The organism is Lentzea sp. NPDC020367, assembly GCF_044387305.1.
Lineage (GTDB): Bacteria > Actinomycetota > Actinomycetes > Mycobacteriales > Pseudonocardiaceae > Lentzea.
In genome coordinates this window covers 891,024-915,919 of record NZ_JBIRVV010000003.1, presented here as the reverse complement: position 1 = coordinate 915,919, position 24,896 = coordinate 891,024, and the positions used below count along the sequence as shown (strand labels likewise).

Annotated in this window: 22 protein-coding genes; 16 read left to right on the top strand and 6 right to left on the bottom strand. The window is 69.1% G+C overall.

Translation table 11 applies throughout. The annotated features are described in order from the left end of the window. Positions 1–33: 33 nt before the first annotated feature. The 4 genes from ACH413_RS16795 to ACH413_RS16780 are packed head-to-tail and all read left to right on the top strand — an operon-like array spanning position 34 to position 4,315. Positions 34–2,823: a BTAD domain-containing putative transcriptional regulator gene (locus ACH413_RS16795; RefSeq protein ID WP_360047127.1), complete on the top strand. Its 2,790-nt coding sequence runs from the start codon at positions 34–36 to the stop codon at positions 2,821–2,823. A gap of 39 nt (positions 2,824–2,862) precedes the next feature. Continuing rightward, a complete protein-coding gene (locus tag ACH413_RS16790) occupies positions 2,863–3,492 on the top strand; it encodes a hypothetical protein (protein WP_360047126.1) in 630 nt (209 codons plus the stop codon). Positions 3,493–3,520: 28 nt separating this feature from the next. After that, on the top strand, positions 3,521–3,913 hold the full coding sequence (locus ACH413_RS16785) for a contact-dependent growth inhibition system immunity protein (protein ID WP_360047125.1): 393 nt from the start codon (positions 3,521–3,523) through the stop codon (positions 3,911–3,913). Positions 3,914–3,958: 45 nt separating this feature from the next. After that, the gene (locus ACH413_RS16780; protein WP_360047124.1) at positions 3,959–4,315 is read left to right on the top strand and encodes a septal ring lytic transglycosylase RlpA family protein; all 357 of its coding nucleotides are present in this window, start codon (positions 3,959–3,961) and stop codon (positions 4,313–4,315) included. 130 nt (positions 4,316–4,445) lie between these two features. Here the strand turns inward: ACH413_RS16780 and ACH413_RS16775 are convergent, their stop codons facing one another. Together ACH413_RS16775 and ACH413_RS16770 are read right to left on the bottom strand one after the other, a co-directional pair. Further along, positions 4,446–4,739: a hypothetical protein gene (locus tag ACH413_RS16775; protein WP_360047123.1), complete on the bottom strand. Its 294-nt coding sequence runs from the start codon at positions 4,737–4,739 to the stop codon at positions 4,446–4,448. A 28-nt stretch (positions 4,740–4,767) separates the two neighbouring features. Then, positions 4,768–5,730: a hypothetical protein gene (locus ACH413_RS16770; RefSeq protein WP_360047122.1), complete on the bottom strand. Its 963-nt coding sequence runs from the start codon at positions 5,728–5,730 to the stop codon at positions 4,768–4,770. A gap of 115 nt (positions 5,731–5,845) precedes the next feature. Between ACH413_RS16770 and ACH413_RS16765 the strand changes: the two genes are divergently transcribed. From ACH413_RS16765 to ACH413_RS16730, 8 genes are all read left to right on the top strand, one after another. Continuing rightward, positions 5,846–6,088: a type II toxin-antitoxin system prevent-host-death family antitoxin gene (locus tag ACH413_RS16765; protein WP_360047121.1), complete on the top strand. Its 243-nt coding sequence runs from the start codon at positions 5,846–5,848 to the stop codon at positions 6,086–6,088. After that, on the top strand, positions 6,085–6,345 hold the full coding sequence (locus ACH413_RS16760; protein WP_360047120.1) for a Txe/YoeB family addiction module toxin: 261 nt from the start codon (positions 6,085–6,087) through the stop codon (positions 6,343–6,345). Before ACH413_RS16765 ends, ACH413_RS16760 begins: the two co-directional genes overlap by 4 nt. Before the next feature lie 252 nt (positions 6,346–6,597). Then, positions 6,598–7,206 carry a hypothetical protein gene (locus ACH413_RS16755; protein ID WP_360047119.1) on the top strand — a complete coding sequence of 203 codons (609 nt, stop codon included), beginning with the start codon at positions 6,598–6,600 and terminating at the stop codon, positions 7,204–7,206. After that, a complete protein-coding gene (locus ACH413_RS16750) occupies positions 7,203–8,093 on the top strand; it encodes a hypothetical protein (protein WP_360047118.1) in 891 nt (296 codons plus the stop codon). Before ACH413_RS16755 ends, ACH413_RS16750 begins: the two co-directional genes overlap by 4 nt. Beyond that, positions 8,093–9,178: an acyltransferase gene (locus ACH413_RS16745; protein WP_360047117.1), complete on the top strand. Its 1,086-nt coding sequence runs from the start codon at positions 8,093–8,095 to the stop codon at positions 9,176–9,178. The genes ACH413_RS16750 and ACH413_RS16745 overlap by 1 nt, the downstream gene beginning before the upstream one ends. Then, the gene (locus ACH413_RS16740) at positions 9,175–11,538 is read left to right on the top strand and encodes a glycosyltransferase family 4 protein (protein ID WP_360047116.1); all 2,364 of its coding nucleotides are present in this window, start codon (positions 9,175–9,177) and stop codon (positions 11,536–11,538) included. Before ACH413_RS16745 ends, ACH413_RS16740 begins: the two co-directional genes overlap by 4 nt. Positions 11,539–11,628: 90 nt before the next feature. Beyond that, positions 11,629–12,735: a hypothetical protein gene (locus tag ACH413_RS16735; protein ID WP_360047115.1), complete on the top strand. Its 1,107-nt coding sequence runs from the start codon at positions 11,629–11,631 to the stop codon at positions 12,733–12,735. 1 nt (position 12,736) lies between these two features. Continuing rightward, positions 12,737–16,180: a glycosyltransferase gene (locus tag ACH413_RS16730; protein ID WP_360047114.1), complete on the top strand. Its 3,444-nt coding sequence runs from the start codon at positions 12,737–12,739 to the stop codon at positions 16,178–16,180. Here ACH413_RS16730 and ACH413_RS16725 read toward each other — a convergent pair. Both ACH413_RS16725 and ACH413_RS16720 read right to left on the bottom strand, forming a co-directional pair. After that, complete coding sequence (locus ACH413_RS16725) at positions 16,177–17,448, bottom strand: glycosyltransferase family 2 protein (RefSeq protein ID WP_360047113.1); 1,272 nt, start codon at positions 17,446–17,448, stop codon at positions 16,177–16,179. The genes ACH413_RS16730 and ACH413_RS16725 overlap by 4 nt on opposite strands. Further along, on the bottom strand, positions 17,445–18,674 hold the full coding sequence (locus ACH413_RS16720; RefSeq protein ID WP_360047112.1) for a hypothetical protein: 1,230 nt from the start codon (positions 18,672–18,674) through the stop codon (positions 17,445–17,447). Before ACH413_RS16720 ends, ACH413_RS16725 begins: the two co-directional genes overlap by 4 nt. A 354-nt stretch (positions 18,675–19,028) precedes the next feature. Between ACH413_RS16720 and ACH413_RS16715 the strand changes: the two genes are divergently transcribed. From ACH413_RS16715 to ACH413_RS16705, 3 genes are all read left to right on the top strand, one after another. Beyond that, positions 19,029–19,403, top strand: coding sequence for a hypothetical protein (locus tag ACH413_RS16715; RefSeq protein WP_360047111.1), 375 nt, complete (start codon positions 19,029–19,031; stop codon positions 19,401–19,403). Between the two features lie 235 nt (positions 19,404–19,638). Then, positions 19,639–19,983 (top strand): hypothetical protein, encoded by a 345-nt coding sequence (locus ACH413_RS16710; protein ID WP_360047110.1) that lies wholly within the window; start codon positions 19,639–19,641, stop codon positions 19,981–19,983. 91 nt (positions 19,984–20,074) lie between these two features. Further along, on the top strand, positions 20,075–20,287 hold the full coding sequence (locus tag ACH413_RS16705) for a hypothetical protein (protein ID WP_360047109.1): 213 nt from the start codon (positions 20,075–20,077) through the stop codon (positions 20,285–20,287). 2 nt (positions 20,288–20,289) lie between these two features. On the opposite strand, the gene ACH413_RS16700 is transcribed toward ACH413_RS16705, so the two are convergent. Then, positions 20,290–22,071: a gamma-glutamyltransferase family protein gene (locus tag ACH413_RS16700; RefSeq protein ID WP_360047108.1), complete on the bottom strand. Its 1,782-nt coding sequence runs from the start codon at positions 22,069–22,071 to the stop codon at positions 20,290–20,292. A 335-nt stretch (positions 22,072–22,406) separates the two neighbouring features. Here ACH413_RS16700 and ACH413_RS16695 point away from each other — a divergent pair, with 335 nt between their 5' ends. Next, complete coding sequence (locus ACH413_RS16695; RefSeq protein ID WP_319976311.1) at positions 22,407–23,165, top strand: SDR family NAD(P)-dependent oxidoreductase; 759 nt, start codon at positions 22,407–22,409, stop codon at positions 23,163–23,165. A 10-nt stretch (positions 23,166–23,175) separates the two neighbouring features. On the opposite strand, the gene ACH413_RS16690 is transcribed toward ACH413_RS16695, so the two are convergent. Beyond that, positions 23,176–24,819: a TM0106 family RecB-like putative nuclease gene (locus ACH413_RS16690; RefSeq protein WP_360047107.1), complete on the bottom strand. Its 1,644-nt coding sequence runs from the start codon at positions 24,817–24,819 to the stop codon at positions 23,176–23,178. Positions 24,820–24,896: the final 77 nt, after the last annotated feature.

The following is a 24,896-nucleotide window of genomic DNA, read 5'->3' as shown; positions in this document are numbered from 1 at the left end:
CCTTTGTCGGGGGCTGACGACAGGACGAAAAACGTGATAATCCGGCTGCTCGGACCGCTCGAACTCACCGGTCCGAACGGAGCAGTCCAGCTCAGCAGTGCGGGACAGAGGACCCTGGTGGCACGGCTGGCGCTGAACCCGGGAGAGACGGTGCCGAGGAGCGCGCTCGTGGACGCGCTCTGGTCGGACGAGGCACCGGCGTCCGCCACGAAGACCCTGCACAGCCTGCTCGCCCGGCTGCGCGGCCAGATCCGCGACGCCGGACTCGGCGAGTTGATCACCACCCGCGAGCCGGGTTACGTGCTGAACGCGCCTGCGGACACCGTTGATGCCGCACGATTCGAGGCGCTCGTCGCAGCAGCGCGGCACAGCGACGAACCGTTGCAGTCCGCGAAGATGCTGCGCGAGGCCCTGGCGTTGTGGAGCGGCGACCCGCTGGCGGACTGCCGGCCGGGCGAGTGGACCCGGCAGGAGTCCGCGCGGCTCACCGACCTGCGGATGGACGCGACCGAGGACCTGATGGAGGCGTCACTGGCGCTCGGCGAGCACGCCGCGGTGGCGCCGCTGGTCAACTCGCTGGTCGACCAGCACCCGTTCCGCGAACGGCTGTGGGAACAGCTGATGATCGCGCTCTACCGGTGCGGGCGGCAGGCCGAGTCGCTGGCCGCGTTCCAGCGGGCGCGCGGTGCCCTGGTCGACGAGCTCGGGATCGAGCCGGGCCCGCGGCTGCGCGACCTCGAACAGGCCGTGCTGACCGCCGACCCGCGCCTCGACCTGCCCGAACGCACGCCGGTCCTGGTGCGCGGGAACCTGCCGGCCGACCGGTCGAGCTTCGTGGACCGCCCGGAGGCCGAGCACGTCGCCGACCTGATCAGGAAGCACAGGCTGGTCACGCTGATCGGCGTCGGCGGGGTGGGCAAGACGCGGCTCGCGGTGCACGTGGCACGCGCCGAGCAGCCACCGGACGGCGTGTGGCTGGTGGAGCTGGCGGCGTTGCGCGACCGCGCCCTGGTCCCCCACACCGTCGCCGAGGCGCTGGGCGTGGTCGACCAGACCGGACGCGGTCAGTTGAGCGTGCTCACGGAGTTCCTGGCCCGCAAGGACGCGTTGCTGGTGCTGGACAACTGCGAGCACGTCGTGGACCACTGTGCGGTCCTCGTGGACACGTTGCTGCGTGTGGCTCCGAATCTCCGTGTCATCGCCACGTCCCGCCGCGCGCTACGGGTCTATGGCGAGCAGGTGATGTCCGTGGCGCCGTTGTCCGTGCCGTATCCGGCGGCAACGTTGTTCGCCCAACGCGCTGATGCGGCGATTCCCGGCTCGTTCGTCATCACCCGCGCGAACGAGCAGGCCGTCACGGACCTGTGCAAACGGCTCGACGGCATCCCGCTGGCGATCGAGATGGCGGCGTTGCGGGTGCGCGCGCTGACGCCGGCGCAGCTGCTGGAACGGCTGGACGACAGGTTCCGGGTGCTGACCGACGGCGGGCGCACCGCGTTGCCGCAGCACCAGACCCTGCTCGCGACGATGGAGTGGAGCTTCGACCTCTGCTCACCGCGCGAACAGCTGCTGTGGGCACGGGCGTCGGTCTTCGCCGGCAGCTTCGACCTGGCCGCGGCCGAGGCGGTGTGCTCGGACGAGTCGCTGACCGCGGACTTCATGTTCGACGCGGTCGACGGGCTGGTCGACAAGTCCGTGCTGCAGCGCGAAGAACACGCGGGCGTGGCGCGCTACCGGTTGCTGGAGACCATGCGCCAGTTCGGGCAAACGCGGTTGCGTGCGAGCGATGAAGAGCCACGGCTGAAGGCGCGCCATCGTGACTGGTACGCAGGCATTGCCCTGCAAGGAGAACGGGCCTGGTTCACGCCCCGGCAGGCTGCGACCGTGGGAGCGATGACGGCCGAACGCGGCAACCTGCGGGCGGCGTTGGAGCACTCCCTGACGACACCGGGAGAGGCCGACTCGGGGCTGCGGCTGGCGGCGACGCTGTGGTTCTACTGGGTCGGCTGCGGGCGGTTCGCCGAGGGACGGCACTGGCTGAACTGGGCCTTGTCGCTCGAGACCCAGCCGTCGCGGGCGCGCTGCAAGGCGTTGTGGGTCACCGGATACCTGGCGACGTTGCAGGGCAACACCTCCGCGGTGCCGGCGTTGCTGGAGCAGTGCCGTGCCGAGGCCGCGTTGCTGGAAGACGAGGACGCCGACGTCTACGCGACCTATGTGCAGGGCGCCGCAGCGGTGTTCGACGACGATCTGCCGTTGGGGGCGACGTTGCTGGCCGAGGCCGACCGCCGGCACGCCGCGCTCGGGCACATGGACAGCAACGTGGTCATGGCTCGGGTGGCGTTGGCGATCACCGTGGCGTTCGGCGGCGAACTCGACCGTGCGGCGGAGATCTGCGCCAAGGCACGGGACGTGTGTGAGGAGAACGGTGAGCTGTGGGCGCGCGCGTTCGCGTTGTACGTCCTGGCTTTTGTCGCGATGGGACGCGGTGACGTCGCCGAGGCCCGTGAGCTGGCTACTACCGCGCTGCGCATCAAGGAGAAGTTCAACGATCTGCTGGGCATCGCGGTGTCCGTGGAGCTGCTGGCGTTGATCTCGGTGGTCACCGGGTCCGCAGCGCATGCCGCGTTGTTGCTGGGTGGTGCGGACCGGGTCTGGCAGTCGGTCGGCTTGCCGCTGTTCGGATCCGCGAACTTCGCCGCATCGCACGACCAATGCGTGGCGTTGTGCCGGCAGGCGTTGGGACCGGAGTCGTACGAAGAACACTTCTCGCGCGGTGCGGCGATGACCGTGACCTCGGTGGTTGCGGCCGCGCAGTCGTGATGCAGGTTCCGCGCAACCGCTCGTGAGCAGGCTGTCCGGATGAGGACCAGCGTGCGCACGCCAGACGCGGGAACCGTCGAGGAAGTGCTGAAACTCGCCGCCAGGGCACCGTCGTTCGGCATCGTTCCGCCGTGGCGATGGCGAACCGGAAACGAGTGCCTTGAGCTCGTGACGACACGCAAGGACCAGACAGCGTTGCTCGCGTGCGGTGCCGTGCTGCACCACGTGCGGGTCGCGTTGTCGGCGATGGGCTGGGACTGTCACGTGCTGCGGACTCCTCAGCCGGACGGCCAGGTCGCGTCGGTGCACCCGCGCTGGGAGCTCGACCCGTTCTCGTGCGAGGTGGCCTCGGCGGCCGCGATCTCGTTGCGCAGGGCCGATCCGCGGCCCTACTCGGCCGACGAGGTGCCGGACTCCGCGCTGACGTGGCTGCTGCATGCGGCCCGCGCGGAGAACTGCGACATCGAACTGGTCGCGCGGCGCAACGGTGTCCTGCTGCGGATGCTCGGGAACGACTGGCTGAGCGTCGGCGAGGCCGTGAGCGGAGTGCTGCTGGCGTCGACGGTGTGGGGCCTGGCATCGCAGGTGCTGCTGCACGAGGGCGAGGTGCTCGTCCGCGTGGGCTGGCAGTCGCCCAATGCCGAACCGTTGCCTCAGTCAGCCCGCTAGGGCGTCCTTTTGCGTGGACCATGGGTGCGTGGACCGGGACAACACGCTCGCGCACCTGAGCGAAGACGACTGGCGCAGACCCGACTCGTCGTCGACCCAGCTCTACCGCGACCTCTGTGCGTTGCGCGACCTGCCGGTGGGACAGCTGACGCCGACGTCGTTGCACCTGCTCGTGACGCATCAGGTGGGGCTGGACGTGACCGCGCTGCTGGCGCTGGAACACGTCGAGGGCGACCCGCTGCGATCGGTCGCCCTGTACCCCGGTGACCTGCTCGCAGCTCTACTGAGAGTAGACCACTCCTTCTGGGCTGATCACCCTGCGTTACTGGCCAGGATGTCCGGAATCCTTGATCGGCTTCGCACGCTGCCGGACGGCGACTGGCACCTCCTGGTGTCCGCGGCCGAGCAGTTTCCCGGTTAGGCGCGCGTTAGGCGACTCTTTGCCGGGGCCTGAGTTCCTTGCAACATGGCAAAGACTCTCGCGGCCGCCGGCCTCACGCTGGCCTCCCTCGCCGCCACCGCTGTGCTCTTCTCCCCCGTGGCCTCTGCGGAGACCTGCAAGGCTTCCTACTACTCCGGCGGTGGCACGACGGCCAGCGGCGAGCGCTTCGACCCCAACAAGCTCACCGCCGCGCACAAGACGCTTCCGTTCGGCACGCGCGTGAAGGTGAAGAACCGGTCCAACGGCAAGACGGTGACCGTGCGGATCAACGACCGCGGCCCGTTCATCACCGGCCGATGCGTCGACCTGACCCCGAAGGCCTTCAAGACGATCGCGACCCTGTCACAGGGCGTAGTCGGCGTAACGGTCACCAAGGTTTGATTGAACCGAAAACAACCGGTTCGCTTGACCCAATCGAGTGAACGGGATAGGCAATCGGGGTGTTGGCGGCGATGAGTGGGCCTGGTCGGCTCGCAACCGGGGCTCTCCTAGGCGTTGTCGTCGCCGCGTTTTACGTGCTCGCACCGCTTGTCGGATCGCTCGCGTCGGGCGATCCGGCAGGGCCGGGAAGCGACAAACCGGCCCGTGTGTCGCTGATCAACACGCCATCTCTGATCCCGACGGAGTCCGAGAGTCCGTCACAGACAGTGGCGTCCAGCTCGTCGTCAGCGCCGTCTTCTTCTTCCAAGACAACGACTACGACGACAACCACGACCACCACAACGGTGACGACGACAACGACCACCAAGGCACCGCCGCCCGTCACCACGACGACCACCCGGCCGCCCACGACAACGACGACCACCAAGCAGTGTGGACTGATCTTCTGCTGATCAGACGGTCGCGCGCCGCTCGTAGATCGCGTCGAACCGGCTCGTGTCGCTGAGCCCGTGCCTGAGCAGCCGTGCGGCGTCCACGAGGTTCTTGTCTTCCCGCGCCATCGGTTCGCTGACGTGGTCAAGACACGCATCGACCAACTCGTCATGGCCGGGCAACGCGAGTTCCGGGTAAAGCTCGTCGATGCGCGCAGCGAACCCCGCACGCAGGTAAGCGATTTCCTTGGGCGTGTACACACCCTTCGCAACGCCGTGGTCCCACATCCAGAAGGCGAGCTCGACGAACACCGCTCGTTCCCGCACTTCGTCATGCGAAGCCGTGCGCCCCGCCAAAAGCCTTGCGCAATAACGCCACCACGACCGGAAGTCCTCCACCGGCCGGTCAGCCCAACGGATCCGCTCCGCCACGGACATCGAGGCAAGCGCTTTCACCTGCTGCCACACCACCCGATGATCGCCGTCGAACGAGATCGTCAGATCCTGCCCGAACGCCGTGAAGATCTTCCGCACGCTGCCGGGCGTGAACTCGGGATCCACCCCCACGTGAACCGTGACCTGAGCCTCCGGCTGCCAGTACGACTGATGCCCGAACTCCACCCCACCGACCGCGACCAGCCCGACCCCACGCCGCCCCAACTCGGCCGCGAGCTCGTCGAACATCACCACCCCACCGAACCGCCCGTACGCAGCGGCCACGGCGTCATCCAGCCAGTCGTCGCCGTACCCCAGCCGATGCGCCTGCACGGCAAGATGCTCGCCCTGCCAGCCCAGCTCACGTTCCCGCCAGTACCAGCCGACCTCGACCAGCCCGTACGACCGCCAGTACGTGCGCCCGCTGCGGTTCTCCCCGCCGAGCCCGCCCATGACCTCGGCCGCGACGTCCGGGCCCAGGTTCGCGTCGAGGCCGAGGACGGTGCCGGTCTGCACGACGTCGGCGAAGAAGCCGGTCCTGGCAGTCATCCGCCCGATCCTGCCAGGAAGGCGGCAGAGGTATGCCGTGCCACAAATCCTTGCCGCTCACCCCGCATCGACGTACAGTATCTTGTACGTCGAAGGGAGGGTGCTAGTGAAGACCATGAGCTACTCCGAGTCTCGCGCGAAGTACGCCGAGACGCTCGACTCCGTGGTCAACGACCGCGAAGAGGTCGTGATCACCCGTGCTGGGCACGAGCCTGTCGTGATCGTGTCGCTTGACGACTACCAGTCGCTCAAGGAGACCGCCTACCTGCTTCGCAGCCCGGAGAACGCGCGACGCCTGATCACGTCCATCGAGCGACTGGAGTCCGGCGGCGGATCACAGCACGAACTCGCTGAATGAAGCTGATCTGGGACGAGCTTTCCTGGGACGACTACCTCTGGTGGCAGACCGAGGACCGCAAGGTCCTCAAACGGATCAACGACCTGATCAAGGACGTCCAGCGGAACGGCAACGAGGGCATCGGCAAGCCTGAGCCCCTCAAACACGGCTTCCAGGGCTACTGGTCGCGCCGCATCACCGACGAGCACCGACTGGTCTACAAGGTCGCGGGCGATGAGATCAGGATCGCCGCATGTCGTTACCACTACGGCAAGTAGTGCAAGAGCGGCTGATCTGCTCCGGGCAGGGGCGGATCAGCCGCTTTTTCGCGTTGCGGGCCAGGGCCGCCGGGTAACGCGTCCGCGGCGGTCACCGACTGAACCGTCGGGCGACCGAACAGGGCCATGACCTGCATCGCAGGAACGCGGCACCGGTGATGTGAGTTAGCACATGAATCCATCTTGTTCGGACACCAGACGATGTGTTGATCAGCGAGAATCGCTGAAACGAGGTTTCTGGGGAGTTCCGTCATGTCCGCTCGCGCCCGCCGTGCCGCGCCTGTCGTGGCCGTGCTCGCGCTCCTCGCCGCCGTCAGCGGGGTGACGTGGGCGGTGTGGGGAGACGGATCGCGGTTCGAGAAGACGATGCAGGCCGCCGATCCGACGCCGCGGCTGCCCTACCTCGTGGACACCAACGTGCTGGTCAAGCTGAGCGGTCAGGTCGTGTTCGACCGGGACGGGCCGGTGGAGAGGTTCGCACGCGGCAACGTGCTGACGCCGGCCGAGATGGAGATCGTCGAAGAAGGTGGCGTGGCGGAGGTCGAGGCGACGATCACGCTGGACGAAGGCGTCACGCTCGGGCTGTGGCGATTCGGCGTTCAGCACGGTGACTCGCCGTGGGGGCTGTTCGGCGCGCTTGACGGTCTTTACGCCGCGGGCCAGCACGAACTGGTGAAGACCTCGCATCCCGACGTGTTGCTCCGCCGGAGCGGGAACACCTTCCACGCGCACTACGTGCGTGGTCAGGACGTGCTGCGGATCGAGGGGTACGGCGAGAACGGGGACGCGGTCACCGCACGGGTCATGAGCCTGCTGGACCGGCAGATCGAGCGGTCGCCGGCGGACGAGCAGCCGATATGACCATGACCGCACCCCAGCGCACGACGATCGCGCCTGCGGTCGCGTTGTTGCAGGCAGGCGCGGGTCTGCTGGCCGTCTACGCCTACCTGATCGGTCAGCACTTCGACCTCGCGGTCATCCGCGCCGTGCTCAACCGGCCGCTCGGGCTCGGTGAGGACTTCGGGCCGCTCGCGCTTCTCGTGCTGCTGGCGACCACCGGCTACACCGCGACGTTCGACCGGTCCCCGCTGGTCAGCAGGCTGCGGCGGACCTACCTGCCGGCCGGCATCGCGGTCGGGCTGGCCGCCGTCCTGGTCACGTTCGGAGTGCCGATCTGGACCTCACCGGACGCCGCCGACGCCTCGCTGCTGACGTTCGCGGGCAATCTTTCGCTGGTCAGCCAGCTCGTCACGGACGCACCGCTGCTCGTGCCGCTCGCCTGGGTGGTTCTGCTTCAACTGGTCGGTGTCGCGACGGCGGAACTCACACGCCGCTTCGGCGTCGTCGTCCCGATCGCCCAGATCATCGTCGTCACGGTCGTGGTGGCGGTCGCACCGACGAGCAGGGCGGCTCTGGTCCTGGTCTTCTACCCGCTCGTCGTCGTCGGTCAGGTCATCGCGCTGCACAGCCGGCGGGTGATCCCCACGTGGATCGCGTCCGGCACCGCGATGCTCTGCGCGATTCCGGTGCTGGGGCTGAACAACACCAACGAGGAGTTCGCGCAGTGGTGGTACCCGGTGGCCTCGCTGATCGCCGCGCTGCTCGTCGCGGTGGCCGTCGTGGTCAGCGGTGAGACCGCGCGACGGCTCGCCGGCCATGTGGCCGTGCGTTGGCTCGCCGACCACGCGATCTGGCTCGTGGTGCTGGCCGGTGTGATCGGCTACCCGCTGCTGGGTGGTGCGCCGTGATGAACAAGCCCGGGTACATGCACGGCCTGGACTTCATGCGCGTCCTGCTGAGCGTCGTCGTGATCTACAACCACTACGCGGGATGGATGCAGGTCGGCAACAGGCCCTGGGGTGCCAGTGAGGCCGTCGACGGCGTGCTGATCGGCCCGCTGCACCTGAACCCGAACCTAGGCTTCGTCGGCGTCAGCGTGTTCATGCTGATCAGCGGCCTGGTCGTCACGCAGGTCTCGTTCCGGGAGACCACCGGTCAGTTCCTGGGCGCCCGCGCCGCCAGGCTGCTGCCCTCCCTGTGGATCGCCACCCTGCTCGCCTGGGCGTTCGCGTCCTGGCAGTGGGTGAACATCAACCGGATCCCCGACTTCGACGACCTGTTCTGGAACCTCCTTCTGGTCCAGTACGCCGTCCCGGAGACCGCGCAGGTGCTCGCCGTCGTGTGGACCCTCATCGTCCAGGTGGTGTTCTACCTCTTCGTCGCCGCCACGATCCCGCTGCTGCGGCGGTGGCCGTGGTTGCCGCCCGCCCTGTCGGTGGCGCTGGTGTCGGTGCTGCTGTCCATCACCCCGCCGGACAACGCCGCGCCGAGCACCGCGGTGCGGATGATCGCGACCTTCCTGCCGGTGCTGTTCATCGGCCAGCTGATCTCGCTGGTGCGACTGGGTAAGCTGCCCGCAGGCGCCGGTGTCGCGTTCGGAACGCTGCACTTCCTGCTCTTCGTCCAGGCGGATCTGACCAGCAAGGTGTGGCCGAACGGGCAGGCGTTCCCGCGCACGCTGCTGATCGTCGTGCTGATCATGCTGCTGGCGATCCGCGCGGACGGGAAGCTCGTCCGGTCACCGGTGGTCGCGGCGATCGCCAAGCGGACCTACGCGGTCTACCTCGTGCACATCCCGATCAGCTTCGCGCTTTTCCACGCGATCACACCTGCTGTGGGATCGTGGCTGGCGATCGCATTCGCTTTGCTCTGTGTGGCAGTCGCGTCGGAATTGCTGTACCGGTTCGTGGAGGATCCGGTGGCGCGGTGGTACCGCCGCCGGACGAAGGCACGCACGGCCAAGCCCGAACTCGTGGGGAACTGGGGAACATGAACGCGGTCGCTTGCACGATCACCAGGGAGAGCGGTCTGCCGCTGGCGACGGTGCTCGCCAAGTCGTACCTGGAGCACCACCCCGGTAGCCGGTTCGTCATCGCCGTGCTCGACGCCGAACCCGGTGCCCGCTCGGAGGACGGCATCACGGTGCTGGGTCCCGGTGCGATCGGGGTGCCTGAGGACGACTACTTCGGGCTGGCCACGGCCTATCCGCCCGAGCAGCTCGCCGAGGCGTTGAAGCCGTTGCTGTTGCGGGAGCTTCTCCTCGAGGCCGACGTCGCCGTGCACCTCACGTCGTCGAGTTTCGTGCTGGCGCCGATGGGCGATCTGCTCGGTGGCGAGCACGCGCTCGTGGTGTCGCCGCACTTCCATCAGCCGTTCGACGACGTGAAGTCCGACGAGGGGCGGCTGGTCGGCACGGGGGTGTTCGACCCCGGGTTCGTCGTGGTCTCGCAGGGTGCGGTGGAGTTCCTGGACAGCTGGGCCCAGGCGGTGCGGACGTTCCACGCCATCGACCTCGGGCGGGGCGTTTGGGCTGATCAGGCGTGGTTCGACCAGGCCGTGAGCCAGCGCGCGCATCACGTCGCCCGCAAGACGATCGGCGTGTGGAACGCCTTCGAGCGGGAGGTCGACGGCGCTCAGGTGATCGACTTCCTCGGGTTCGACGCGACCAGGCCGTGGTTGCTGAGCACGTACCTCAACACGCGGCCTCGCACGTTGCTCTCCGCGCAGCCCGGACTGGCGCCGGTGGTCGCGCGGTACGCGGCGGCGTTGACCGAGGCCGGGTACATCGCGCCGGAGGACGTGGCGCCGTCGTGGCTCAGTGAGCTCTCCGACGGCACGGCGATCACGCCGCTGGTGCGCGCGATCTACCGGCAGGCCGCGGTCGAGGAGGACGAGGAGGTGCCGCACGCGTTCAGCGGCAAGGCCTTCCGCGCGTGGCTCACCGAACCCGAACTCGGCACGCTGAACCGGTGGGCCGCCGCGATCTGGCGCGATCGGGCGGACCTGCGCGGGTACTACAACGACTCGGCGAACCCCGGCTACCTGGACTGGTTGCGGGCGTTCGGCGTGCCGGGCGGCGACCTGCCCTCCTGGGCGATCCCGACGCCGCCCCCGCCGATCGCTCCCGCGGTGGACGAGTTCGGGGTCAACCTCCTCGGACACCTCACCGCGGTGCTCGGCGTCGGCGAACTGGGGCGGTCGCTGCACGACGCGCTCGCGGCGGCGAACGTGCCCACGGCGTCCGTGATCGAGGACGAGTTCGTGGTCAACGAACTGGGCATCGACGCACCCGAAGACGTCAGCAGGCCGCGGTTCCCGGTCAGCGTCCTTTGTGTGAACGCCGACCTCACGCAGGCGGTGCTGCACGCGCATCCCGAGGTCGCCGAGGGACGGCACAAGATCGGCGTGTGGTCGTGGGAGCTCGACGAGTTCCCCGAAGCGATGCACGCGTACGGCAGCGTCGACGAGATCTGGACGATCAGCGAGTTCTGCCGCGAGGCGATCGCCGCGCACACCGACAAGCCGGTGAAGGTGTTCCCCATTCCGGTCAGGAGCAGGGAGGCGGCCGCGAAGAAACCCGGCGGGCGCACCAGGTTCCTCTTCGCGATGGACTTCAACAGCGTCTTCCAGCGCAAGAACCCGCTCGGCACCATCGAAGCGTTCCGGCGCGCCTTCCCCGGCCGCGACGACGTCGAACTGGTGCTGAAGGTGATCAACGGCAAGCAGCACGTCCCCGCCGCCGAACGGTTGCGGGCCGCCGTCGCCGAGGACGACCGGATCACGTTGGTCGAGAAGTACCTGACGGCGCAGGAACTGCACGACCTCTACGCCGGCAGCGACTGCTACGTGTCGCTGCACCGCTCGGAGGGCTTCGGCTTCACGGTCGCCGAGGCGATGTCCATGGGCATCCCGGTGATCAGCACCGACTACTCGGGCACCACCGAGTTCCTGGACCCGGTGAACTGCTGGCCGGTGCCGTACGAGATCGTTGAGGTAGGGCCGGACGCCGCGCCGTATCCATCCGACGCGCACTGGGCCGAACCGGATCTCGACGCGGCCGCGCAGGCGATGCGCGAGGTCGCGGACGATCCCGCACGAGCAGCCGAACGCGGGCTGGCCGCGCGGGAACATCTGCGGCGCACGCGCGGCACCGAAGCCGCCGCGGAGTGGATCCGGGACCAGGTCGGGGAAGCGCTGCGGACCTGGCGGGAGCGCTCTCAACCGGCCGCGCCCGCCGCACCGGAGCCGGATCCGGCAGGGGCACAAGGCGTGACGCCAGTTCTGCGCAAGGCGATACTGCGAGTGGTCAGTCAGGTAGAGCGGTATAGGGCATCCGGCCCAAAGGTCCGGTAGGCCGGATCACGACTTGGCGGTTGGCCGGTCAGCTCTCAGGCACGACATGCACAATGGCCGGGTTCGTACTTGGAGAAAGGGGCTGTCAGCGTGAACTGGCAGGACGAACTGCGCAAGCTGGACGACGAGCTTGCGAGCGGCCGGATCTCGGCTGACGACTACCGGGTTCGCCGCGACCAGGTGCTGTCCTCCAGCAACACGAGCGGCCAACAGGCATCCGGGCAGCAGCCGCGCTGGCAGGCCCAGCCGCCGTCGGCGGGGCCGTCGACCGGTTCCCAGGCGACGCAGTACATCACCCCGGTCGGTGAGCCGCCGAAGCCGAACCCGGACGCGACCCAGGTCGTGACGCCGCGGCCGGCGGACGCGGACCGCACCCAGGTCGTGCCCGGCGGTGGCATGCCCACGCCGAACTACGGCCCGCCCTCACCGGCTCACGGCTTCCAGCAGCCTGGTCCTCCCCCGCCGTGGCAGGCCAGCGACCAGACGCCGCCGTGGGTGACGCCGTCGAACGACAACTGGATGCGCTCCGGTCCCGAGGTGTTCGACGAGAGTTCGTCGGGCAAGGGCAAGAAGGTCTTCGCGATCATCGGCGCGATCCTGGTGGTGGCGCTGATCGGCGGTTCGATCTGGTGGTTCGGCCTGCGTGGCGGCTCCGGTGGCGGCGAGAACACGACGGCCGGCGGCACGACGACGACCTCGTCCAGCGCCAAGCCGAAGACCGCGCTCGAACTGCTGCCCGCCGCGCCCGGCACGGCGGACCCGAACAACGGTGACGCGACGGCCGACAAGCTCGTCACGGCCGGCTTCCTGACCGCGGAGGACGCCGAGGCGCTGACCGCCGCGGGCGTGCAGAAGATCGCGTTCAAGGGCGGCAAGGAAGACGCGTTCGTCTACCACGCCGAGGTCTTCGAGGCCGACTCCGCGGAGAAGGCGACGAAGCTCGCCGCCGATCTCGCCGAAGCGGCGGGCAAGACCGGCATGGTCGAGGGCGCACGTGGCCTGTTGCCCGCGAAGTCCAAGGTGCTCCAGCTGATCAAGCAGAAGCAGAACGGCACGTACCAGATGGTGTACGCGTCCGGGAAGCAGGTCGTGCGCGCCACGACCGTCCAGGAGCCCATCGGCGACAGCGACGCCGACCTGATCAAGAAGTTCCAGGACTACGGCTTCGCGGTGTCGAAGAAGTTCCCGATCGCCTGACATGAGCAACGACGTCGTCGACTACGCGGACGGCGCCGAGGATTCCGTTCTCGAACGGCTCCGCGCGGCGGCGGACGTCAGCGGTGGTTCAGCGGAGCTCGCCACGAACCTCGGTGGTTCGTGGGAGCTCAGCTACCACTTCTCCCCCCAGCGGCTCGCGCTGCTCGCGCCGCTGAACATCCAGCCGGGGCAACGGGTTCTGGACGTCGGCTGCGGCAGCGGCGTCCTGAGCCGGGCCATGGCCGAGGCCGGTGCGGACGTCGTCGGCGTCGAGGGCGTGCCGTTGCGCGCGGCCGCGGCGCGGGAACGCTGCCGCGACCTGCCGGGCGTGCGGATCGTCGACAGTCCCGCCGTCGAACTGAGCAGGCACGGCAAGTTCGACCTCGCGATGGTCTGCGGGGTGCTGGAGTACTGCGACCCCGAGCAGCTGCTGGGTGACGTCGCGGACGCGCTGGACGACGACGGCGCGCTGGTGCTGGCGATCGAGAACCAGATGGGGCTCGGCTACCTGCTCGGCAGGGCGGAGGACCACCGCGGCAAGTCGTGGGTCGGTCCGGCCGGCTATCCGGGTTCCGGTGCGCGGACGTGGAACAGGCAACGGCTCGGTGAGCTGCTCGCGGACGCCGGTTTCACCGCCCAGCGCTGGCTGTTGCCGTACCCGGACTACAAGATCCCGCGGATCGTCGTGGACGCGGCGCTGCACGACCGTCCCGACGCACCCGAACTGATCGACAAGCTCGTGCGGGACCCGTTGCAGGGCGCGTTCGGTGGCACCACCGGCGCTGTGGCCGGAAGGCTGCCGCACCGGCTCGCCGTCGCGGACGGGTTCGGCGCGGCGGTTTCGCCGTCGTTCCTCGTCATCGCGGCGCGCTCGCAGAAGTCCGTCGAACGGACCCTGCGGCCGGGCCTGGCCTGGATGGTCAACAACGGCAGGCTCCCGCAGTGGCGACGCTCGCGGACGCTCACCGCCGACCTCGACCTCGTGATGTCCGACGGCCGCGAGACCGCAGCGGGCTGGCTGCGGCAGGTACTCGTCGAACGCGACCCGGTGTTACCCGGCGTCGCGCTGGACAGCCTGCTGCTCGATGCCTTGGCGGACAACGACCTTCCGGCGCTGCGCGACCGGTTGAAGCGGTGGCGCGAGTACTGCGCGGTCGACGCGCGGCCCGGCACCGACGCGGACTTGCGGCACCCGTTCCTGCCCGGCCGTGACGGCGTCGCGGTGCTGCCACCGGACTGCCTCGACGTACATCCTGGCAACTTCATCGTCGCCGAGGACGGGACGTACCACCGGATCGACCTGGAGTGGCAGGCCGAGTCGGGTGTGGACGCCGAACTGGCGCTGGTGCGGGCTTTGCTGGAGTTCGCTCGCGAGGTCCACCGCAGCGCCGCCGCGCATCCGTGGCCCGCGCAGTGGACGATCCGGCAGCTCACCGAGGAACTGACCGAGCTCGCCGCACTGCCCGCGCCGAGGTGGGACGACCTGCTCCCGGCCGAGGCGACGCTGCAGGAGCTGGTCAGCGGCACGGCGGCGGACGAGGTGCACGCCGCGCTGCTCAGCGAGCTCGACGTGCCCGGCAAGCCCAGGCTCTGGGAAGGGCCCGCGCTCACCGAACTGCAGGACATCGCGAACTCGGTGCCGCAGTTGCACGAGCAGATCACCGACCTGAACGCACAAGCGGTCGAGCTGAACGCGCATGCCGTCGAGCTGACGGAGAAGCTGCACGAACGCTCCCTCGAACTGGACGAGCTGCACGAGCAGTCGAACGCGGCCGCGGACACGCTGCGCAAGGAGATCAGCAGGCTGGACGAGCTGGCCGGCAACTCGCTGATCGAGCTCGCCGACACCGACGCACGCCTCGTCGAGCAGACGGCACGTGCCGAACAGCTCGCCCAGGAGAACGCGGAACTGCGGGCACGCCTGGACAAGCTCAACTCGTCGTCGATCGTCCACATCGGACGCGACTACGTCTGGCCCGCCGCCCGTGCGGTGCGCGGCACGCGTGACCTCCTGCTCGGCAGGGGCGGCGAGGAGACCGACGCGGTGCTGCGCCGGCTGGGCCCGATCGCACCGCTGGTCGGAGGCCGGATCCGCGAGGTGAGCAAGCAGAACCGCGTCGAGCGCATGCGCTACGAGGTCGAGGTGCCGACCGACGAGATCGCGGTCGGCCGCGGCCAGGTCGTCGAGCTCGAAGGCACTGCCGTGCACGACGACCTGCCGGTGCACGCCGTCGCCGTCCGCGCGGACGGCAGGACCTACCCCGGCACGATCGGCCACCCCGGCAACGGAATCCGGCTGCGCGTGCCGGTCCGGGCACGCACGTCACCTGGTTCTGTCACGCTCGAGCTCCTGGTGACGCTGGCGGACGGCACGATCTTCCGCTGCGACCTGCCGCCGTTGCGCGTCCGTCCACAGTCGACAGTGGAGCGCGTTGAGGCCGTCTGGCCCGCCACCGGGCCCAAGGTCGCGCTCTGTCTCGCCACCTACAACCCGCCGCGGCACCACTTCGCCGCCCAGCTCGACTCGATCCGCGCGCAGACCCACGAGAACTGGGTGTGCGTCATCAGCGACGACAGCTCGGACGAGGCCGGCTTGGCCACGTTGCACGACGTCGTGGGCGACGACCCCCGGTTCATCGTCGTCGAGCACGAGAAGAACGCCGGTTTCTACCGCAACTTCGAGCAGGCGCTGCAACTCGTGCCGGCGGACGCGGAGTTCGTCGCGCTGTCCGACCAGGACGACCTGTGGGACGCCGACAAGATCGAGACGATGCTGGCGGAGTTCGCCGACCCGTCGGTGCTGCTGGCGTACTGCAACATGCGGCTGGTCGACGACGACGGCACGGTGATCACCGACCGCGTGTGGAAGGACCGGCCGGACCAGATCACCGATCTGGAGCAGTTGTTGCTGCTCAACACGGTGACCGGCGCGGCGAGCATGGTGCGTGCGGACGTGCTGGCGCAGCGGATGCTGCCGTTGCCGCCGAGCACCCCGGCGTCGTATCACGACCAGTGGCTGGCCGCGTGCGCGTTGTCGATCGGCCGGATCGCGTTCGTCGACCGCGCGCTGCACTCCTACCGCCAGCACGGTGCGAACGTCACCGGCTGGCAGGTGCCGCGTCTCGCCGACGGCCTGCCCGGTCTCAAGGGATTGGCCAGGTACGCGCTCGGCCTGGACCAGAACGCGTTGGCGCACAAGCAACCCGAGCTCGACCACATCGTCGAGCACGAGACGCGCCGGATCGCGCAGTTCGCCACGGTGCTGCTGATGCGCAACCACGACCTGATGCCGCCGGACACGGTCCAGCACGTCTCCCGGCTGACCACGGCCGAACGCCGGCTGTGGCCGCTGGTCCGTCTCGCGCTCGAAGGCGACCGCCCGGACACGGCCGGTGCCGAACGGAGGCTGCTCGCGGCCGCGTTGCTGCGGCGCGCCCAGCGTTAGCGGGTTCGAGCGGGTGCCAGACCGCATTCGACGAGCACGTCGTCCAGCACGTCGTCGCCCGCGCGCATGACGATCTGCGCCCACTCCTCCGCGCTCGCGAGCCGGGCGCGTTCGACGCCCGCACGCACGGCGTCCTCGCGCTTGCGGTCGCGTGCGTACCGCTTCTCCCACTTGAGGTGTGGCAGCACGTCCAGGCGCAGCACCCGGACGGCCTGGGGCTGCCACTCGGTGATCTCCTCCGCGGGCGTGGCAGGGCCGAGCGCGAGGACGACGTCGTAGAGGCCGACGCGTTCGCGGCTCCACGTCGCCGGTTCGGCGTCGGACACGACCTCGATCCCGGCCGATCGCCAGTCCTGCTCGGGTTCCTCCGGCACGAACAGCGTGACGGCGGCCTCGCGGTCCCGTTCCCTGAGCTCGGTGAGCAGGGCGTCGTCGAGTTCCTCGCCGGCGACCACCAGGATCCGCGCGGAGGCGGGGTGGTCGCGCAGCCACCACAGCCGGTGGGTGTGCTCGTGGACGCCCAGCGACGGCGGGCGGTCCGCCAGGTCTTCGGCGTGACGCTTGCGGAACACCTCCCGGTTGATGTCGGAGAGGCGTTCGGCCGTGGCCGTCGAACTGGTGCCGTGCCGCACGTGCAGCACGCGTGACGCGGGCTGGACCCACACCTGCCAGCCGTGCCTGCGCAGCATGAACTGCAGATCGGTGTCCTCGTAGTAGGCGATGTGGTACTCCGGCGAGAACCCGCCGACCTCGTAGAACGCCTTGCGCCGCAACACCAGGCACGCGGCCGACGCGTAGTCGACGACGCGCGGGTAGAACGAGTCGACGTCGTACTGCCCGTCGCCCCAGCCCCTGCTGTACGCGTCACCGCCGAGGAGACTGCCCGCCTCCTGCACCCGTCCGTCGGGGAACACCATCAGCGGCGCGACGGCCGCGGCCTCCGGCCTGCCGTCCAGGAACTCGAGCAGCGGCGGCAGCCAGCCCTCGGTCACCTCGACGTCGGCGTTGAGGAAGCAGACGAACTCGGTACCCGCGTGCTCGACGCCGACGTTGCAGCCGGCACCGAACCCGAGGTTGGTGTCGAGCCGGACGACAGTCGCGTTCGTGAGGTTGTCCTCCAGCCACTGCCCGGTGCCGTCGGGCGACGCGCTGTCGACGACCACGACCTCGTACGGCTGGTCGGTGTGCTCGGCGAGAACCTCCAGGCAGCGCGCGGCCATCGGCCCACCGCCGTAGGTGACCAGCACGAACGTGACGCGCGGGCTCACCGTCCGCGCAGCTTTCCGTAGACGACGCGGGGCAGCCGCGTCCACCGGTAGAGCTTGGTGCCGCGCATCGCCGCGAGCTCGGCCCGTTCCGCGGCCAGCGCGGCGAGCACGTCGCGGTGCCGTTCCGCCAGCTCGGTGTGCAGCCGTCGTTCGGTGGCGAGGTCCGGTCCGACGTCGCCGCTGCGGCTGAGCATGTGCTCGATGACGGCCTCGCGTTCGGCGATCAAGCGCGCGTGCAGCTGCTGGTGCGCCTTGCGCAGCGCACGGTTCTCTGCGGCGAGCATCGCGATGCGCGGTTCGACGGCACCTGTCCGTGCGAACGCATCCTCCGCAAGCCGCGCCACGGCGTTGAGGTGCTCGTCCAGCACCCGGACGGCCTTGGCGGACCTCTCCACCTTGAGCGCGCGCCGCATGGCCGTGACGAGCCTGCTGGGGGCGGTGGCGATCTGCTCCGCGCTGCCGAACTGCTCGACTGCGGGCCGGTCGACGCCCTTCGGGTCGAAGAGCACCCAGGTCCGTTCGAACGACTGCGCGGCCGCCGCGACGTGCTCGTCGCCGGCCACCACCGCGGCCGCGTTCGCGATCAGGGCCAGCCGGTCCTCGACCACCGCGTCGTGCGGCAGCTCCGGCCAGCCGGTGTCCTCGGGTTTCGTGCCGGTGGGCATGACCACGACGTGGTCGATGGCCAGCAGTTCGGCGGCCTTGGCGACCGCGGGCCGCAACCGGACCAGTGGCGTGCTCTCGGTGACGTGCCACAGCAGGTACCGCTGCTCTGGCAGCCTGCCGAGCTGCTGGAGGTGCTGCACGCGAGCCGTGAGGACCTCGGGCTCCACGAGCCGGTTGGCGAGCACGCCGAGGTTCGGCACGGCCTCCGCGTTCGGCCCGCCGTCCCTGGTCGACAGCACCTTGATGCCGGTCTGCCCGCCGCTCCTGACCGCGACCGCCACCGCGTTGCCGGGCAGTTCGGCGATCTCGACCGGCTCGGACGGCGACACGACGATCAGGTGGAAGTCGTCCGGCCCGACCGAGCTGATCGGCAACGCGCCCAGCCCGCCGTCGGCCCGGTGCGAGTGCTCCCGCCGGGCGAGCGGACTGATCCGCCAATCACCGAGGCGTTCGCGCAGCTCCCGTCCGAGGACGCGCACAGGCAACTGGTCGCCAAGCCCGTCCAGCTCGGTGCTGCACAACAAGCCGAGTGCTCCCCCAATGGCGGTTTCTTCACGCACCGGTCGGACTCTACTGGTCAGACCCCGCCAAGACCGGCGAGTCGCCAAGGTGCAACCCAGGACGAGTGCTACACGTCTAGTACGGGTGTAGGAGCCACTCGGAGGCGACACATGTTGATCAGCGTGACATTAGTCACATTGGGCGGTTTGGCGTTCTTGGTGCGAACCGTAGCGGTCCTCCTGGCCGTTTCCTCAACCAAGAAGGCCAACGATTACCCTGCGCCACAAACGTCCGCCAATTGAGATACTCGTTCGGAGTACGTCTTACGGCGGAACGTTGACTTAACGTACGATCCTTTCGGGTCGTATGACTGATCAGTCACCCGAAGGGGACCTCACAGGGGTAGGTGCGCCATGGACCACGCACTGAACAAGGTCATCGAGCTGCGCGAGAGTGGCTTTCAGTTCCTCCACCTGAGGGACGACGCCGGGCAGCTCGACCGAATCATGGCGTTCAAGCAGCGCAGAGGCTTCATCGACTCGATCCTGTTCTGGTCGGAGACGGAAGCGCGCGCAGGACGCCTGCCAGCGGTTCGCGACTCGGCCAGGCCGGCTCAGGCCGTGTGGATTTACGAGGGCCCGTTGGTCGAGGCCGTGGACAGGCTGCTGGACCTGCCTGAGCCCGGCGCTCGCAACGCTCCCATGTTGATGAAGGCGACCGCGTCCGATCTGGCTGTCGTGACAACGCTGCCGTTCAAGCTGAAGCTGCCGCCAGGGGCCATCGCCTAGGTCGGTCAGTCATTTTCAAAGTCGTCGCGGATTGCGGCGACTTTGAACCATGTCCGGGATCAGGCACCTGACAGCCCCGCTCGTCCTGTTCGTCAGTGGACCTCGTGTGTCCAATACGACCAGAATCATGACGTTCGGTAGCAAGCCGTGTTGCGCCCCTAAAGGATGAAGAACTTCCCTCGCCTGAGTTACGCAGCTTGATGTAGAGGGCCCGGACCCAGAAACGTTCGCGCCCATGAACCTCAGGAAGACCGTCGCGGGGGCCGCTGTTGCCCTCGGCAGCGCTACCGTCATGCTCGGCCTGGGTGGTATCGCACATGCGGACACCGGGTCCGCCGCCGCTCACACCGCGCCCGACCTGGGTGGCCAGCTGGGCGACATCGCGCAGGCAGGCGACCTCGCGCACGTCAACACCGCCGACGCCGCGGGCAAGATCCAGGCGATCAACGCGCAGGACGTGGACGTCAACGCGCTCGTCGAGAACGTCGACGCTGGTGCGACCGGCCTTCCGGCCTCCACGCTGCTCGGCCTGAACGAGCCGGCCGGCGTGCCGACCGGTGCCGCGTCCGTCGACATCTGATCTGACTGACCAGCACTTCCTGGCCGGGGCGGCGCCCGATTCCCTCCCCCTCGAATCGGGCGCCGTTCCACTTTTCTAGGAGCGGAACGTCTTGAGCATCAAGAAGATCGTCGCTTCCGCCGGTATCGCCGCGGGTGCGATCGCCGCCATGGCGGGCACCGCGAGTGCCGCGCCGCAGCTTCCCGACGTCGACCCGATCGGCAAGGTCAGCGAGCTCGGCGACAGCGCAGGCGTCAGCACGCTGCACAACTTCGGTGGCAACGTGGAGATGATCCACGACGGCACCCACGTCATCGGCGGCTAGAGCTACCGGCCTGCCGCGTAGCCCTGCGCGCCGCGTGCGTTCGCGCCGGCGCGCAGCAGTCCGTCGAAGGCGTCCCTCGCCACGGCGGACATCCGGCCGAGAGTCCACTCGCCGGCGTCCACGACCTGGTGGCCACGCGACCGCAACGCATCCAGGACGTCCGCGCCGGCGCGGGACTCGATGACGAGTTCACCCGGCGTCCAGGCCCTCGGGTAGAACGAGCTCGGGAACGCGTTCGAGTGCCACATCGGCGAGTCGATCGCCTCCTGCAGGTTCAGGCCCGCGCGGTGCGCCAGCCAGAACCCGAGCTGCCACTGGTCCTGCTGGTCGCCGCCGGGAGTGCCGAACGCCAGCGCCGGACGGCCGTCGCGCAACGCCATCGACGGCGACAGCGTGGTCCGCGGGCGCTTGCCGGGAGCCAGTGAGTTCGGCAGATCCTTGTCCAGCCAGAACATCTGGGCGCGGCTGCCCAGGCAGAAGCCGAGCGACGGGATAGTCGGCGACGACTGCAGCCAGCCGCCGGACGGGGTCGCGGAGACCATGTTGCCCCAGCGGTCCACAACGTCCACGTGCACGGTGTCGCCGCGCGTCACGCCGGAGCGTTCCACGGTCGGTTCGCCGATCGCACCCGTCGGGTCGGAGATCGCGACCGACGGGCCGCTGACGATGTGCTGGGGCAGCAACGGTTCCCGGCCGTCCGGCGAGCCCGGCCGAAGCTCGAGGGACGCCGAGTCGGAGATCAGCGCACGGCGTTCGGAGGCGTAAGCCCGCGACAGCAGGGTTTCCAGCGGCACGTCCGGAGCGTCGCCGTACCAGGCCTCGCGATCGGCGAACGCCAGCTTCGCGGCCTCGACGGCGAGGTGCACGGTCTCGGCGGTGGGCTTGCCGTCCACATAGGACAGGTCGTAGCCCTCCAGCAACCGCAGCTGCTGCGCCAGAACGGGTCCCTGCGTCCACGCGCCGGCCTTGACGAGCGACCACTCACCGAAGTCGGCGACGACCGCGTCCTCGTACGACGCCTCCCACGACGCCATGTCGGCACCGGTCAGCACACCCGCGTGGTCACGACCCGAGTCGTCGCGGAACTCCGAACGGCAGAACTCGTCGATCTGCGCAGCGACGAACCCCTGCGACCACGCCCGGCGCGCGGCCTCGATCTGCGCCTCGCGGTCGGAGCCGGCGGCCTCGGCGGCGGCCAGCAGCCACTCCCAGGTGTCGGCGAGCTTCGGGTTGCGGAAACGGCCGCCGGGAGCCGGCAGGACGCCGTCGGGCATCCACTGCGCGGCGGACGTCGGCCAGTGGTCGCGGAAGAGGTCCGAGACGAGTCCGATGGTGTGCACGGCGCGTTCGACCAGCGGAAAGCCGTCGCGGGCGTACCCGATCGCCCGGTCGAGCACCTCACGCAACGACTTGGTGCCGTGGTCACGCAGCAGAGTGAGCCAGCCGTCCCACGCGCCGGGCACCGTCGCGGCCAGCAGCCCGCTGCCCGGCACCAGCGAAAGACCCAGATCCGTGTAGTGCTCGATCGACGCTCCGGCGGGCGCCACGCCCTGCCCGCAGAGCACGCGCGGGGCCGCTCCAGCAGCCGAGAAGATGATCGGCACCTCGCCGCCGGGGCCGTTGAGGTGGGGTTCCACCACCTGCAACACGAAGCCGGCGGTCACGGCGGCGTCGAAGGCGTTGCCGCCGTCCTCCAGCACCGCCATGGCCGACGCGGAGGCCAGCCAGTGGGTCGAAGCGACCATGCCGAAGGTGCCGACGAGTTCGGGGCGCGTGGTGAACACCCAATAAAGGTATGCGACGCTAACTATTTTGTGTGACTCCAAGTGACGTATGCCCTAGACCCGAACGGAGCAGCACCCGGAGAACGTACGACTTTGGTCGTAGCGGACCGTGACAGATCTCCTACCAGAGGTCTACCGGCGCGGACGATGTTTCGAACACGTTCGAACGGCACAGTTCAGGGCATGGGAATTCTGGGTGTCGCGACGATCTTCATCGGCCTCGCGCTCGTGGCAGCGGTGCCGTTGGTGGCCCTGCTCCACTGGACCGACCGTTGAGTTCGAGGTAACGAGCGTTAACCTCCTCGCGAGCAGTTCGCTTCGAGGAGGATGAAGGCATGGAGATCTCGGGTACCGCGGCCATCGTCACCGGTGGCGCGTCCGGTCTCGGCGGCGCGACCGCACGTGCGCTGGCGGCGCGTGGAGCGCAGGTGTTCGCTCTCGACCTGCCGAGCGCCATCGCGAACGCCGACGCGATCGAGAACGTCACCTACCTGGCCGCCGACGTGACCTCGGGCGAAGAGGTCCAGGCCGCCGTCGACACCGCGGCCGGTTCCGGCGCCCCGCTGCGCATCACGGTGAACTGCGCGGGCATCGGCCCGTCGTCCCGCACCGTCGGCAAGACCGGCCCGCACGACCTCGACCTCTACCGCAAGGTCATCGAGGTCAACCTCATCGGCTCGTTCAACGTCCTGCGCCTGGCCGCCGCGGCCATGGGCAAGACCGAGGAACTGGAGCACGGCGCGCGCGGCGTCATCATCAACACCGCGTCGATCGCCGCGTTCGACGGCCAGATCGGCCAGGTCGCCTACGCCTCGTCCAAGGGCGGCGTCGTCGGCATGACCCTCCCGGCCGCCCGCGACCTGAGCAACGTCGGCATCCGCGTGCTCACCATCGCGCCCGGCATCGTCGACACCCCGATGCTCGCCACGGTCTCCGACGAGTTCCGCGCGGGCCTCGCCGCCGGCGTGCCGTTCCCGAAGCGCCTGGCCCAGCCGTCCGAGTACGCGCAGCTCGCGCTCTCGATCATCGAGCACGACTACCTGAACGGAGAGGTCATCCGCATGGACGGCGCTCTCCGCATGGCACCCCGCTAAAGCTCTCTCGCTAGAGCTCTCCCGCAAACGGCAGACGCGACATGGCGTCCGAGGTCATCCACTCGCGCAGGCGATGGGTGGCCCGGACGTCGTCCTCGTTGTACTCCAGCAACCGCCGCCGCTGATCGGTGTCGAGCGCGTCGCCGTTCATCCCGACCGCGGACCGGTACCAGCGCATGGAGTTCTCGCCGCCGGCCTCGGGATCCCGCCACGAGAACCCGGCCACCGGCGCGATCACCTTCAGGCCCTTGCCGTGCGCGCACAGGAACTGCTCGCGGACGATCCCGAACAGGTCGACCCACGAGTCCGAGTTGATGAACTCCTTGATCTGCGCGATCGTCGGAATGCCGGGCTTGCCCGCGAACCGTTCCGCGGACGCCAGCAGCCAGCGGTTCTCCGCCAGCTCGTTGTAGCAGTAGGCGCGGAACGACAGCCCGCGTGCCTTGGCCCGCAACCGGATCCCGGTCAGCCAGGTCCAGAACTCGGCGAACGACCGTGCCTCGTCGTCGCACGGCAGCGGGTCCCACGTGACGAAGGCGCGGTAGCCGTGCTCCTCGTCGATGTCCTTTCCGGACAGCAGGCAGCCCCACATGTACGCGCCGAGATCGCCGAAGCTCTCCATGTCGACGTCGACCTCGACGTCCGCGCGCGGCACGTTCATCTCGGGCACCCTGCGCACCAGCGTCAGGTCGCGCAGCCACGCCCGCGCCAGCACCACGGCGTCGCCGAACGGCATGCCGACGAGCTGGATCGGACCGGTCGCCGTGGGGTCGAGCTCGGCCAGCTCGTCCACAGTGGACAAGCCGATCTTCCGCAACGCCACCGCGTCCTCGCCGCGCACGACGAGGCTGACGTCCCGGCCACGCCGGAGATCGTTGTCGCAGGTGGGCCACCACGGACAGGTCTTGCAGTCGACGATCCGCGACGGCCGGGCGAGCGGTTCCTGCTCGTTCGCGGCCGCCAGCGCCACGGCCAGCCGGTCGCTGAACCGGGCGTCGTACTCGGCCAGCGCGTTGCGGCCTCCCGGCCACGTCGGCGCCTCCAGGTCGTGCCACAGCACCACGTCGGCGTCCATGCCGATCACGCCACCCGTGGCGCGGCCGTTGCGCGCGTATCCGGCGGCCTGCAGCTGCCGTTGCGCGTGGGCCAGCCGCAGCTGGTCACGGGGCTGGGGACGGACCTTGCGATGCGGGTCCGTGCGGCTGCCGTCGGGCAACGGCATCGTCAACGGGCTCGTGCGCGCGCCCTGGCCGGGATCGGTGATCTTGTGCCGGACCACGAGCACCGGCACGTACCCGGAGGAATCCTTGACCAGCAGGTCGATTCCGCCACGACGGCCACCGCGTGGGTCACGGGGCAGGGCGGCGCCCCAGATGTACTGGGCGCCCATCTCCATCGCCGCGAGCGTCACCCGTTCCCGGTCGGCACTGCGCACATCGGGTCCGCTCGGCACCTCGAAGAGGTTCGAGCCGACGATCCTGCCGAGCGCGTCCGCCACCGCACGCCGATGGTTGGTCGCGTCCGCTTTCCGTTGTTCCGAAGCCGGATCTGGCGCCGCCCTGGGAACGTCGCGCATGTCCGGATCGTTTTCGAGGTGCACCCGCCGCCGACAACGAGTGACCACGCCGGCGTCTAGCTGCACCTGGAAAGTCACAGGACGAGGGTATGTCGCGCGTCGAGGAGATGTGTCGGCAACCTGGGCAGTAAGTTTCACGTGACGGAGGAGGTGTA